This window comes from Pedobacter polaris, from assembly GCF_005116505.1.
Taxonomy (GTDB): Bacteria; Bacteroidota; Bacteroidia; order Sphingobacteriales; family Sphingobacteriaceae; genus Pedobacter; species Pedobacter polaris.
Genome location: NZ_SWBR01000001.1, coordinates 370,471 through 383,673 on the forward strand (window position 1 = coordinate 370,471; position 13,203 = coordinate 383,673).

General features: G+C 34.2%; 12 protein-coding genes. 7 read left to right on the forward strand and 5 right to left on the reverse strand.

From position 1 onward, the window contains the following. Positions 1–54: 54 nt before the first annotated feature. Together FA048_RS01665 and FA048_RS01670 are read left to right on the forward strand one after the other, a co-directional pair. Positions 55–846: a sensor histidine kinase gene (locus FA048_RS01665; protein ID WP_136838318.1), complete on the forward strand. Its 792-nt coding sequence runs from the start codon at positions 55–57 to the stop codon at positions 844–846. Between the two features lie 3 nt (positions 847–849). After that, on the forward strand, positions 850–1,491 hold the full coding sequence (locus FA048_RS01670; protein WP_136838320.1) for a response regulator transcription factor: 642 nt from the start codon (positions 850–852) through the stop codon (positions 1,489–1,491). Positions 1,492–1,503: 12 nt separating this feature from the next. On the opposite strand, the gene FA048_RS01675 is transcribed toward FA048_RS01670, so the two are convergent. Continuing rightward, on the reverse strand, positions 1,504–2,904 hold the full coding sequence (locus FA048_RS01675; protein ID WP_136838322.1) for an MBL fold metallo-hydrolase RNA specificity domain-containing protein: 1,401 nt from the start codon (positions 2,902–2,904) through the stop codon (positions 1,504–1,506). Positions 2,905–3,068: 164 nt separating this feature from the next. On the opposite strand from FA048_RS01675, the gene FA048_RS01680 reads away from it, so the two are divergent. The 5 genes from FA048_RS01680 (at position 3,069) to FA048_RS01700 (ending at position 7,519) form a co-directional block, all read left to right on the forward strand. Next, positions 3,069–3,446, forward strand: a complete 378-nt coding sequence (locus FA048_RS01680; protein WP_136838324.1) for a BlaI/MecI/CopY family transcriptional regulator — start codon at positions 3,069–3,071, stop codon at positions 3,444–3,446. 158 nt (positions 3,447–3,604) lie between these two features. Then, positions 3,605–5,422 carry a TonB family protein gene (locus tag FA048_RS01685; RefSeq protein ID WP_169306793.1) on the forward strand — a complete coding sequence of 606 codons (1,818 nt, stop codon included), beginning with the start codon at positions 3,605–3,607 and terminating at the stop codon, positions 5,420–5,422. A 5-nt stretch (positions 5,423–5,427) separates the two neighbouring features. Then, entirely contained in the window at positions 5,428–6,153 is a 726-nt protein-coding gene (locus FA048_RS01690) for an energy transducer TonB (protein ID WP_136838328.1), read from the forward strand. A 27-nt stretch (positions 6,154–6,180) separates the two neighbouring features. Beyond that, complete coding sequence (locus tag FA048_RS19885) at positions 6,181–6,993, forward strand: energy transducer TonB (protein WP_136838330.1); 813 nt, start codon at positions 6,181–6,183, stop codon at positions 6,991–6,993. A gap of 4 nt (positions 6,994–6,997) precedes the next feature. Then, positions 6,998–7,519, forward strand: coding sequence for an energy transducer TonB (locus FA048_RS01700; RefSeq protein ID WP_225872451.1), 522 nt, complete (start codon positions 6,998–7,000; stop codon positions 7,517–7,519). Positions 7,520–7,678: 159 nt separating this feature from the next. Here FA048_RS01700 and FA048_RS01705 read toward each other — a convergent pair whose 3' ends face one another. The 4 genes from FA048_RS01705 to FA048_RS01720 all read right to left on the reverse strand — a co-directional run bounded on the left by FA048_RS01705 (position 7,679) and on the right by FA048_RS01720 (position 13,021). Continuing rightward, positions 7,679–8,449 carry a succinate dehydrogenase/fumarate reductase iron-sulfur subunit gene (locus tag FA048_RS01705; RefSeq protein ID WP_136838334.1) on the reverse strand — a complete coding sequence of 257 codons (771 nt, stop codon included), beginning with the start codon at positions 8,447–8,449 and terminating at the stop codon, positions 7,679–7,681. Between the two features lie 86 nt (positions 8,450–8,535). After that, positions 8,536–10,515, reverse strand: coding sequence for a fumarate reductase/succinate dehydrogenase flavoprotein subunit (locus FA048_RS01710; RefSeq protein ID WP_136838336.1), 1,980 nt, complete (start codon positions 10,513–10,515; stop codon positions 8,536–8,538). Positions 10,516–10,545: 30 nt separating this feature from the next. Beyond that, positions 10,546–11,244 (reverse strand): succinate dehydrogenase cytochrome b subunit, encoded by a 699-nt coding sequence (locus tag FA048_RS01715; RefSeq protein WP_136838338.1) that lies wholly within the window; start codon positions 11,242–11,244, stop codon positions 10,546–10,548. Between the two features lie 226 nt (positions 11,245–11,470). Beyond that, positions 11,471–13,021 carry a trypsin-like peptidase domain-containing protein gene (locus FA048_RS01720; protein ID WP_136838339.1) on the reverse strand — a complete coding sequence of 517 codons (1,551 nt, stop codon included), beginning with the start codon at positions 13,019–13,021 and terminating at the stop codon, positions 11,471–11,473. Between the last annotated feature and the right edge of the window lie 182 nt (positions 13,022–13,203).

Consider the following 13,203-nt stretch of genomic DNA (forward strand, 5'->3'; position numbering starts at 1 on the left):
TATCGTTAGCATTGCAAATATTATAATGTATGGATGTTGGATTAAATCATTTTTATGCCTGAAGGACAAGAAAATCTATTTTCAGCAATAATTATCATATCATTGATATTTCTGATGATTTGCATAGGATTAATTACTCTTGTAATCCTCCTTCAACAACGTCGAAAAAAATATGCTACTGAAAAAAAAATAATGAGACACCAGTTTGATTCCGAACTCTTAAAAACACAAATCGAAGTACAAGAGCAAACTATGCAAACCATCGCATCCGACCTGCATGACAATATTGGTCAATTGTTAAGTCTAACAGCCCTTACTTTAAACTCAATCAATTTAAAAGAACCCCAGCGCCTTGAAAAAAAAGTATCAGAATCATTAAGTTTAGTTAATAGCTCTATAAAAGAATTAAGAGGATTGGCAAAGCTGATGCATGGCGAACTTATTGTACAAACCGGTTTAGGCAATGCAATTAAACAAGAATTAGATCGTTTAAAAAAGTTTGGAAATTACAAGTTAAAGGTCAAAAATGAACTGATTAACATAGACATTTCTTCTCCAAATAAGGATCTTATTATTTTACGTTTGCTTCAAGAAATCATAAACAACATTATAAAACATTCAAAAGCTACACACATAGAATTTAATGTATATACAGCTGATGAAAAAGTATTTTTAAGCATACAAGATAATGGGATTGGTTTTGATATTGACAATGTGCAAATGAAAAAATCTGGTATGGGATTAAATTCTATGTTTAAGAGAGTGGCTTTAATCAATGGCGAAATTTCAATAAACTCCACACCTTTAACCGGAACATCAATCTCTATAGAAATACCTTATCCTTAAACTATGGAAAATGAAAAAATAGATATTGCAATTGTAGACGACCATACACTGTTTCGTTCTGGCTTAGCTAGCCTTTTATCAGAATTTAAAGAGATTAGTGTCATTTTTGAAGCTAAAAACGGTGTAGATCTTCAAGAAAAAATCAAAAATGAGGCTAATGTTCAAGTAATTCTAATGGACATCAATATGCCAATAATGGATGGCTATGACACCACAAAGTGGATCAAGGCAAATTACCCTAGAGTTCATATTCTTGCACTAAGCATGTTTGAAGATGAAAAAGCAATTATAGGAATGTTGAAAGCTGGAGCAGGAGGTTACATGTTAAAAGAATCAAAACCATCAGAATTGCTAACTGCAGTTAAAACCATTGTAGAAAAAGGATTTTACATCAACGATCTAGTATCGGGCAGGTTATTGATTTCTTTAAAAAACGAAAATCCAAAAGCTACTTTTTCTGAAAAAGAACTTATATTTCTTCAGTTCTGCAGTACCGAATTAACATACAAGGAAATTGCATCAGAAATGAATATCAGTCCACGAACAGTAGATAATTATCGCGAATCACTCTTTGCAAAATTAAATATCAAATCAAGAACTGGCTTAGTGGTTTATGGCATAAAACATAATTTAATTACAATTTGATAATCGACCCCTCTATAACTCGAATTCTTGATGCCTATCTGGAATTTCTATATGTTGAAATCCCTTAGCAATTAACTTGGCTGCAAATATTTGTTGTACATCATACTCACCATGCACTAAAAATACTTTTTTAACCTTAGCCGGATCCTGGCAAGACATAAATTGAATTAAATCTTCATAATCGCCATGTGCACTCATCGATTGAATGCTTTGTACCTCGGCTATTACTTGAAATTGCTCACCATAGATATACACTTGTTGTGCACCATTTTTCAATTGCCCACCCAATGAGCGTGGTTCACAGTAGCCCACAATTAAAACAGTGTTTTTGCTATCGCCAATGTTATTTTTAATGTGGTGTTTTACCCTGCCAGCTTCTGCCATACCAGAAGCAGAGATGATAATACATGGCTCTGTTTTGGCATTTAAAGCCTTTGATTCCTCTCCATCAGCTACGTAATGTAATCCTTTAAAATCAAAAGGATTATCATCAATTTTTAAAATATCTAAAACCTCATCATTATAACCCTCGGCATGTTCTTCAATTATTTTTGTGGCTTTGGCCGATAGAGGACTATCTACATATACTTTAATGTCTGGCAGTTTCCCCTCAAGTTCTAAATTATTTAAAATATATAGTAATTCTTGGGTTCTACCCACACTAAATGCTGGGATAATTACTTTGCCTTTCTTCTGCACACAAGTATCTAAAATCACCTTTAAAAATGCCTCCTTGGTTGGTTGTGCATCTTTATGTAATTTATCTCCATAAGTAGATTCTAATAAAATATAATCAGCTTGTGGAAACTCCTGTGGTGATCTCAATAGTAAATCTCCATATTGCCCAACATCTCCACTAAAACTCAATTGAGTTGTCTTGCCATCTTCATTAATGGTTAAATGAACTGAAGCACTTCCAATAATGTGTCCAGCGTCAATAAATACTAAGCTAACATCATCAGTTAATCTCGTTACATTTTGATATTCTACTGCAACAAAGTATTCCATTGCCTTTAAAGCATCATCCTCATCATATAAAGCTTTTTCTAATGGCAAACCACGCTGTTGTCTTTTTTTATTTTTGTATTTGATATCACCTGCTTGTATTTTGGCAGAATCTAACAATAAAATTTTGGTGAGTTCTTTTGTTGCCTCTGTGCCAAAAATTACTCCTTTAAAACCTTGGGCTATTAATCTAGGAATTAATCCACTATGATCTATATGTGCATGAGAAAGTACTAAAAAATCAACTGTTGATGCATCAAACCCAAACTCAGTATTCAGTTCATCTGTTTCCTGACCCATTCCTTGGAACATTCCACAGTCTAACAATATTTTTATTCCATTATTTAAAGTGATTAAATGCTTGCTGCCTGTTACGTTTCTTGCAGCGCCATGAAAGGCTATCTTCATAAGTATTTGATTTATTTTTATAATTATAAGAAAATAATTGTCAAAAAGTTTTGTAAACTAAAATATTAGTTTTAAGTTTATATTAAGTTCTTTAGCTAAGGTTGTTAATTTATACTTTAGTTTTTTATAAAGACACCAAAATATATTATAAAACAACAATTATCATGGATATTAAAGATTTAACGAAAGCAGAGGAGCAGATCATGCAAATTGTATGGCAACTAGAAAATTCATTTGTAAAAGAAGTAATGGATTATTTGCCAGAACCTAAGCCAGCTTATAATACCGTTTCTACTATCATTAGAATTTTAGAAGTAAAGGGGTTTATTGGCCACGAAGCTTTTGGGAAAGCGCACAAGTATCATCCTTTAATTAGTAAAGAAGAATATAAACGCCATGCCACAGAAAAGTTATTAGGAAACTATTTCGAAAACTCGGTAGAGAGTATGTTTTCATTCTTTGTTAAAGAAGAAAAATTGGATGTTAGTGATGTAGATGAAATTTTAAAAATGATCAATAAGTTCAAAAATAAACCAAAATGACCTGGGCGCATTATCTCTTACAGGTAAACATTTACTTGGTTATATTTTATTGCTTCTATAAGCTACTTTTAGATAAGGAGACCTATTTTGTTTTAAATAGATTATATCTTGTTTCATCAGGATTATTTTCCTTGGCTATACCTTTTTTAAGGTTCGAGATGTTTAGCGAAAAAGTAGTAAGTGATAAACTATATATCAGTGTAAGCGAGTTAAATACCATGGTAAATAATTATGCCGTTTTGCCACAAACGCAAGAACAATATGATTGGGGGCGGTTAATAGTTATCATTTACTTGATAGGTGCACTTTGTTATTTGTTAAATTTTGCCTATCAGTTATTTGCAATCAATCGGTTATTTAATAAAGCTGATGCAAATGATGCATTTTCATTTTTTAACAAAAAATCGGTTGCCGAAAATTTACCTGAAAGAGCTACTGTAGATTTGCACGAAGACATACATGTTAAGCAATTACACACTATTGATGTTATCTTTTTTGAGATTTTAGGAATAATTACTTGGTTTAACCCGGTTATTTATTTGTACAAAAAGTCGATTAAAAACATTCATGAATATTTAGCAGACGAAGCAGCCGCCAAGTTTCAGGGCGATAAAGAGATGTATGCCTTGTTATTATTGAGTCATGCTTTTGGTGTTAAGCCTAATAATTTAACCAATGGTTTTTTAACAAAATCAATGATTAAAAAAAGAATCTATATGTTGCACAAGCAACGTTCTACTAAAGTCGCCATTTTAAAGTATGGTCTATTTGTGCCTTTATTTGCGCTTACTTTAGTATTATCATCAGCAACGATTCGCAAAAATCATCAAATTTTAGCTGTAGCACAAAGTATACCACTAGATGATGTAAACTTAGTTGTAAATCAAGTTATTGAAGCACCATTAAGTGTAGTCAATATAAAATCTCCCCCTCCTCCACTCAAAGATAAGGTAACCGTTCAAACTCAAAATCCAACTACTGGTAATGTTTTGGTTAGTGATATAGAAACCCAAGACAAATCTAACTCATGGAATAGTTTTTACAAATATATTGGTGGCGATATCAAATACCCTACAGCAGCAATTAAAAAGAAACTCCAAGGCAATACCATCGTTAATTTTACGGTTAAATCTGGTAAAATAATGAATGTTTTCACTCAAAATGAATTAGGCGAAGGCTGTGATGATGAAGTAATTAATAGCATCTCTAATTTTGATGAGTTTTTTGGGAAAGATGGAAATTATAGCTTGAAAGTTACCTTTAAACTGGAAGGTGTTGATACTGAAATGAAAAATCAGAATGTTTCTAATTCTGATGATTATAATGCTTTGCAAAATGTTGTAATAACTTCTTATGCATTAAAAGAAGAGGTATCAGATCAAACTGTTTATAGTTTCGTTTCCATGTCTACTCCACCAACTTTCCCAGGCGGAGTTGGAAAATTTTATGATTATTTGGGAAAAAACATAAAATATCCTGCTATTGCTGCAGACAATGATATTCAGGGAAATGTATTTGTATCTTTTGTAGTTGAGAAGGATGGATCATTGTCTGATTTAAGAGTAGACCGCAGGTTAGGTTTTGGTACTGATGAAGAAGCCTTAAGGGTACTAAAATTAAGTAAAAGATGGAATCCTGGAATGCAAAATGGCAGACTTGTAAGAGTGAGATATAATATCCCTATTAAGTTCTCTTTAGAAGCTGATAAAAGAGAAAGTAAGGATAATATCATTGGAAGTGTCAGACTTAAGAATTATGGTGAAAGTAGTAAGGATGCTCCTTTAGTAGTTTTAGATAGTGAAGTAAAAGACCCGAGTATTTTAAAAGATCTTAATACTAGAAATATAGAGTCAATAACAGTACTAAAGTCAGCAAATGCTACTTCATTATATGGAAAAAATGCTGAAAATGGAGCAATTGTTATTACCTCAAAAAAAGCTATTAAACCATCTGCTACATTGATTAACAAAAATTAAAATTTATGAAAAAGCTAATCTTCTCTTCTCTAATTGCAATACTATTGCTTTCTTCTTTTCAAAAAGAAAATTTAACTGCTAGTATAAGTGTTAAAACCGATCTTGGCTTAGATAAATTTTATAAACACCTTGGAAATAACATTATGTATCCTTCTGCTGCAAGGTCTAATGATATTCAAGGTAATAGCCTCATTCTATTTACAGTTAATGAGGGAAAATTAAAGGATTTAAAAATACAGAGTGAACTTGGATCTGGATGTGATATTGAGGCATTAAACAAAATACTATCATTTTCTGATTATAAGGTGATAAAAAACGGCAATTATGCATTAAAACTTGCCTTTAAGTTACAGGGTAGTACTGCTGAGTTTAAGAACAACGACCTAAAAATACCTGAAGGCTACAAAGAATTAAACATCACAATTTTAGCTAACGCCATAGTTGCTCAAGCAACAGGAAATTCATTTAAGGTTAAGTGGAATTCAAACGATGATACAAAATTTAATGCTTTTTTCAGCTCTAAAAATAGCAAAGCAGGGCTAGAAAAATTACAAATCATATTAGATGGAAATGTAATTGACAATGCTACATTACAAAGACTAAAGCCAGATAACATCGAAAGTATTAGCGTTTTAAAAGATTCTATCCCTTTAGCTCTTTATGGTAAAGAAGGAAAACAAGGTACAATTCTAATCACCACCAAAAAAACTGCGCTACCCAATATAAAGTAGCAACAACCTCAACTAAAAACAATCAACATGAAAAAGTTAATTTATTCATCGCTATTTGCGATGTTACTGCTAGGCTTTTGCCTTAACAAAGCCAACGCACAACAAGAAGATAACACAGTTTATAATTTTGTAGCTATGGAAACCCCGCCCACGTACCCTGGTGGAATAGCTGATTTTTATAAATTTTTAGGAGAAACTATCAAATACCCTCAACAGGCAAAGGATGAAAATGTTCAGGGTAATGTATTTGTCTCATTTACAGTAGAAAAAGATGGTTCGTTAAACGACATGAAAGTTGACAGGAAATTAGGTGCAGGAACAGACGAAGAAGCCATTAGGGCACTTAAACTAAGTAAGAGATGGAACCCAGGATTGTTAAATGGAAAGCCAGTTAGGGTTAAATATAACATTCCCGTTAAATTTAAAATCCCAGGAAAAGCAATGACACCTAGGCCAGTTAATCCTGGCAGTGCACCAGCAACACCAACCTTAACAGATACTACAATTTATACTTTTGTTTCTATGGAAAGTCCTCCTAAATATCCTGGTGGCCTTATGGAATTCTACAAATTTCTTGGAGATAACATAAAATATCCTGCGGAAGCAAAAAACAATAAAGTGCAGGGAAATGTATTTGTTTCGTTTATTGTAGAAAAAGATGGTTCTCTATCTACTTTCAAAGTAGACCGTAAGTTAGGTTCTGGTACTGATGAAGAAGCAATAAGAGTTTTACAATCAAGTCAAAAATGGATACCAGCAAGCGTAAATGGCATACCTGTTAGAGTTAAATACAATATCCCAGTTAGATTCTCTCTTACTAAACCTGAATTTAAAAATTAAAATTATGAAAAATATAGCTTTCTTAGCCCTGATTTCCACATTTATACTCAGCTCTTGCCAGAACGAAGTTAAAAAAGATGAACAGGTTAAAACAGACACTACAAAATTTCCAACTCCAGTAGCAGCAGATGATAGTACAGCAAAAGATTCAGTTGCGCCTCCTCCACCTGTAGCTAATGAAGCTACAGCAGCAGATGACAACACTGTTTATAGTTTCGTAAGTATGAAGAACCCTCCAAAATATCCTGGAGGAATAGCTGCATTCTATAAATTTCTTGGTCAGAATATTAAATACCCTGCTGATGCTACAGCAAAAAATGTACAAGGGCCTGTTTTTACTTCATTTATAGTAGAAAAAGATGGAAGTATAACCGATATAAAAGTAGACCGCAAGTTAGGGAACGGGCTAGATGAAGAGGCAATTAGAGTCTTAAAATTAGCTAAAAAATGGATTCCAGGTATGCAAGATGGAAAGCCAGTTCGCGTAAAATACAGTCTTCCTATTAAATTTACGTTAGCAAAATAACCAAACAAATTAATACTCCAACAAAAAACCCCAGCCAAATGGTCGGGGTTTTTTGTTGTTTGATAAATCTCCTTTGTCTCGATATTTAAATCTAGTAAATTAATAGAATAAAAACAAATCAATTTACTATTTAACTGTTAATTATAAACTTAGCATGAATTATCCTTCTTCTTCGCTTATAAATTTAGCAGCATAAAAATCCCTATTCATACGAGCAATGTTCTCTAAAGAAATCCCTTTAGGGCATTCTGCCTCACAAGCACCTGTATTTGTACAATTACCAAAACCTTCAGCATCCATTTGCGCAACCATGTTTTGTACTCGTTTATAACGCTCAGGTTGTCCTTGCGGTAACAAAGCCAATTGAGAAATTTTTGCAGAAACAAATAACATAGCCGATGCATTTTTACATGTAGCCACACAAGCACCGCAACCAATGCAAGCTGCTGCTTCAAATGCCGCATCTGCTTGAGCTTTAGGAATAGGGAGTGCGTTTGCATCTTGAGCATTACCTGTATTCACTGAAATAAATCCACCTGCAGCAATAACGCGGTCAAATGCAGATCTATCTACAGTTAAATCCTTAATTACAGGGAAGGCCTTTGCTCTCCATGGTTCAACTACAATTGTATCCCCATCTTTAAAAGAACGCATATGTAATTGGCAAGTAGTTACAGCATCTTTTGGCCCATGCGGGCGACCGTTGATGAACATTGAACACATACCGCAAATACCTTCACGGCAATCATGATCAAAAACTATAGGATCATCACCTTTAGTGATAAGATCTTCGTTTAAAACATCGAACATTTCTAAAAAAGACATATCTGGAGAAATTTCAGAGACTTTATAGTCTACCATTTGTCCTTTGTCTTTTGTGCTTTTCTGACGCCAAACTTTTAGCGTTAAGTTCATATTTCCTGTACTCATTGTATAGAGATTTATGTATCGAGTAGCAAGTATCGAGTATCAAGAAAATTATTCAAGTCTTGATACTTGATACTCACATCTTGCTACTATTTATAACTTCTTTGTGCTATTTTAATATTTTCGAATTTCAATTCTTCTTTATGAAGCTCAAAATTTCCATCACCTTTATTCTCCCAAGCAGCTACGTAAGCATAATTCTCGTCATCACGCAATGCTTCACCTTCCTCTGTTTGGTATTCTTCACGGAAGTGACCACCGCAGCTTTCATTGCGATTTAATGCGTCGATACACATCAACTCACCTAGTTCAATGAAATCTGCAACACGACCCGCTTTTTCTAACTCAGGGTTATATTCATCTGCAGTTCCAGGAACACGTACATCACTCCAGAAATCCCTTTTCAACTGTTGTATCTCAGCAATTGCTGATTTTAAACCTTCGGCATTACGAGCCATTCCGCATTTATCCCACATAATTAGACCTAATTTTTTGTGGAAATGGTCAACAGATTTAGTTCCTTTAATGTTAATTAAAGTATCTAAAATGCCTTTTGCTTTAGCTTCTGCCTCAACAAATGCAGGATGATCTGTTGGAATTGCTTTTACAGAAATTTCTTTAGATAAATATGCTCCAATGGTATAAGGAAGTACAAAATAACCATCTGCTAACCCTTGCATTAATGCTGATGCACCTAAACGGTTAGCACCGTGGTCTGAAAAATTAGCTTCTCCAGTACAGTATAAACCAGGTACAGTTGTCATCAAGTTATAATCTACCCATAAACCACCCATGGTATAGTGAACTGCTGGATAAATACGCATTGGCGTTTCATAAGGATTTTCTCCAGTAATCTGCGCATACATATCGAATAGGTTACCGTATTTCTCTTTGATTACAGCTAAACCTAAACGCATGCAGGTTTCCTTATCAGGATTATGGTTACCAGCTTTAGAAGCTTCTATTTTACCATAACGTTCTGTATTCGCTTTAAAATCTAGGTATACTGCTAATTTAGAAGTACCTACCCCATAACCTGCATCACATCTTTCCTTTGCAGCACGAGAAGCCACATCACGTGGTACCAAATTACCAAAAGCAGGGTAACGACGCTCTAAATAATAATCTCTTTCATCTTCAGGAATTTCTGAAGCTTTACGATTATCATCTTTATTTTTAGGAACCCAAATACGTCCGTCGTTACGCAACGACTCAGACATTAAGGTTAATTTAGATTGATGGTCTCCAGAAACTGGAATACAGGTTGGGTGAATTTGAGTATAACAAGGGTTTGCAAAAAATGCACCTTGTTTATTTGCTTTCCAAGCAGCAGTAACGTTACTTCCCATTGCATTGGTAGAAAGATAAAATACGTTTCCGTAACCACCTGTTCCTAAAACTACAGCATGACCAAAGTGACGTTCTAACTCTCCTGTAATTAAATTACGGGCAATAATACCACGAGCTTTGCCATCAATTTTAACAACTTCAAGCATTTCATGGCGAGTAAACATTTCTACTTTACCCATCCCAATTTGGCGTTCTAATGCAGAATATGCGCCTAATAACAACTGTTGACCAGTTTGCCCAGCTGCATAAAAAGTTCTTTGAACTTGTGTACCACCAAATGAACGATTGTCTAACAAACCACCATATTCACGTGCCAAAGGAACACCTTGAGCCACGCATTGATCAATAATATTAGCGCTAACTTCAGCTAAACGATGAACGTTTGCTTCACGAGCACGATAATCTCCACCTTTAATAGTATCATAAAATAAACGATATGTGCTATCGCCGTCATTTTGGTAATTTTTTGCGGCATTGATACCCCCTTGAGCGGCAATAGAGTGCGCTCTACGAGGTGAATCTTGAAAACAAAAGCATTTTACTTTATAGCCCATTTCTGCTAACGTTGCCGCTGCAGATGCACCAGCTAATCCAGAACCTACTACAATTACTTCTAAGCTTCTTTTGTTTGAAGGGTTAACCAAAGGAACAGACGATTTGTATTTCGTCCACTTAGTGGTTAACTCACCTTCTGGTATATTTGAATTTATTGCTGACATTATATTTTAGCTTTATTCGTTCAAAATTATTTATAGACCCAAACCGAAATAAATCGCTATCGGCATTAGAGCAAAAATCAAGGGAATTAGAATTGAAAACAAAACCCCCATTGTTTTAATGATTGGTGTATATTTTTTATGGTTCCAACCCATAGTCTGAAAGGTTGAAGCAAATCCATGCAATAAGTGGTAAGCTAAAGAAATCATTGCTAGCACATATAAGATTACACGCCAAGGATGACTAAATTTAGCAAGCATTACTGCATATAAATCTTCGTGGCCACTTGCATCAACAGGAGTTCCGCCATTAAAATGTTCTATCCCTGTAAAACGAGAAACAATCCAGAAATCTGACAAATGAACTACTAAAAACATTAACAATAATGTACCTAATAAACCCATAGAGCGAGAATACCATTTGCTGTTCGCGTTACCATCATTATATGCATATTTAACTGGTCTTGCTGCTTGATTCTCAAGTGTTAACCTAATACCTTGTACGATATGCAATAACAACCCCAACATTAATACTACTTCCATAGCCCTAATGATCCAGTTAGTTGCCATAAAATGAGCACCTTCATTAAACAATACTCCAGTTTTATCAAAAAACACAAAACAGTTTAAGAAACAGTGCACTAGTAAAAAAGAGATTAGAAAAAGGCCTGTAAGCCCCATTATTAATTTTTTTCCTATGGATGAGGAAAAAGCATTTGCGATACTACCCATTAGCTTTTATTTTTTTATTCAGTTAGTGCAAAAGTATTTAAAATATGATTTAAATTAGAAATGCTTGACATAAAAACACAATAAAGGAGCTATTTAGAAACGTTCTAAAAAACTTGTTATTTTTGCTGATCAAGCTTTATGTTAAAAACGGTAAATAACTCACCCTTAAGGCACAAAAAAAGGGAAACAGTATACTGCTTCCCCTTCTCATTTAAAAGAAAATTTATTAGTTGCCGTTAATAGAAATTGTAAAAAATCCATTTTCACCAACACCTGCAATGGTAATCTTACCATCTTTAGAAGTAGGTAATGCTTTTTCTACATCTATAGCACTATTAACTGGCTTACCATTAATTTTTGTAATTACAGAGCCTTTAGCAACATCCATGTTATACAATAGCTTATCTGGCACAACACTAGTTACAACAACACCGCTTGGAATTCTATATTTCGATTTTACAGCTTCTGATGCAGGAATAAAACTTGCACCCAATTTAGATACGTTAGCTCCAGTTGCTTTTGCAGTAGGAGCAGAAGCTAGCGTTACTTTACTTTCTGGGGCTAATGTTACCGTTACATTTTTAGTTGAACCATCAGTTTTTAATACTGTTAAAGCAACTTTATCACCAGGACGCATACGTCCAATTTTTTCTTGTAAATCTGGTGCTTCATAAATTTCAACACCACTAATTTTTTTGATGATATCACCTTGTTTTATTCCGGCAGCAGCTGCACCACCATTTGGAACAACACTGTTTACATATAAACCATTGATATCCTTAACGTTTAAACGCTCTGCAGCATCAGCATCTAAAGCTTGAAATGTTACACCGATGTAACCACGCTTAACAACTCCGAATTCTTTGAAATCTTCTAAAATCTTTTTGGCCAAATTTACAGGAATAGCAAAACCATAACCTTCATTTCTTCCAGTTTCTGAAGCTATTGCTGCATTAATACCAACCAATTCTCCGTTTGCATTTACCAATGCACCACCGCTATTACCTGGATTAATAGCAGCATCTGTTTGAATATAAGATTCAATTGAAGTACCTGCAGGACGTTCGGGCATTATACCAGTTCTTTGATATTCTTCAATCTCTTCCCTAGTTGGCTGCTGTTGTGCTCTATCTAAAATGCCAATTTTACGAGCTTTTGCACTTACAATACCTGCAGTAACTGTAGTTTGTAAATCTAGAGGGAAACCTACAGCTAAAACCCACTCACCCACCTGTACATTATCAGAATTACCCATTTTCACAAAAGGTAAACCATCCACATCAACTTTAATTAACGCTAAATCCGTATTGGCATCTTTACCAATAACCTTAGCCGTTACTTTACGTCTGTTAGATAAAATAACTTCAATTTTATCTGCATTATCAACAACGTGATTATTTGTCACGATGTAACCATCAGATGTTAAAATTACACCAGAACCTGAAGCTGCTCTCGGCACAGCGGATCTTCTACCTCCACCACCTCTAAAAAACTGTTCAAACATGTCTTCCATGTTACCGCTACTGGCATTATCATCCGATGATTTATTTCCATAGGTTGTTTTAATGTGAACAACCGCCGGAGAAACTGCAGCAGCTGCTTGCACAAAATCTACTGAGCCTGACGAACCTATTTTGATTGGGTTATTGGCGAACATCATATTTTGCTTTTCTGCCAATGTGTAACTATCACTATTGCGCTCTAATAGTTTATAAGCGCCAATTGCAACTGCACCTCCCAAAAATGCAGCCAACACTATTAATCCTATTTTTTTCATTTTTGATATTTGTTAATTAATATGGTTATTATTTTTCTATTTTAATTATGAATTCGAAAGCTCGATTTTTATTCAGTAGCTTTTTCTTCAAAATATATTTTTTTACAATGACTTACTCAAATTTAGTACCATATAAACGATATTTGTATGCACAACACATATGATTTTGTGTTAAAAAATGT

Coding starts and splice junctions, on each gene's coding strand:
- FA048_RS01665 (WP_136838318.1), top strand. CDS start 55: ATGCCTGAAGGACAAGAAAATCTATTTTCAGCAATAATTATCATATCA.
- FA048_RS01670 (WP_136838320.1), top strand. CDS start 850: ATGGAAAATGAAAAAATAGATATTGCAATTGTAGACGACCATACACTG.
- FA048_RS01675 (WP_136838322.1), bottom strand. CDS start 2,904: ATGAAGATAGCCTTTCATGGCGCTGCAAGAAACGTAACAGGCAGCAAG.
- FA048_RS01680 (WP_136838324.1), top strand. CDS start 3,069: ATGGATATTAAAGATTTAACGAAAGCAGAGGAGCAGATCATGCAAATT.
- FA048_RS01685 (WP_169306793.1), top strand. CDS start 3,605: ATGTTTAGCGAAAAAGTAGTAAGTGATAAACTATATATCAGTGTAAGC.
- FA048_RS01690 (WP_136838328.1), top strand. CDS start 5,428: ATGAAAAAGCTAATCTTCTCTTCTCTAATTGCAATACTATTGCTTTCT.
- FA048_RS19885 (WP_136838330.1), top strand. CDS start 6,181: ATGAAAAAGTTAATTTATTCATCGCTATTTGCGATGTTACTGCTAGGC.
- FA048_RS01700 (WP_225872451.1), top strand. CDS start 6,998: ATGAAAAATATAGCTTTCTTAGCCCTGATTTCCACATTTATACTCAGC.
- FA048_RS01705 (WP_136838334.1), bottom strand. CDS start 8,449: ATGAGTACAGGAAATATGAACTTAACGCTAAAAGTTTGGCGTCAGAAA.
- FA048_RS01710 (WP_136838336.1), bottom strand. CDS start 10,515: ATGTCAGCAATAAATTCAAATATACCAGAAGGTGAGTTAACCACTAAG.
- FA048_RS01715 (WP_136838338.1), bottom strand. CDS start 11,244: ATGGGTAGTATCGCAAATGCTTTTTCCTCATCCATAGGAAAAAAATTA.
- FA048_RS01720 (WP_136838339.1), bottom strand. CDS start 13,021: ATGAAAAAAATAGGATTAATAGTGTTGGCTGCATTTTTGGGAGGTGCA.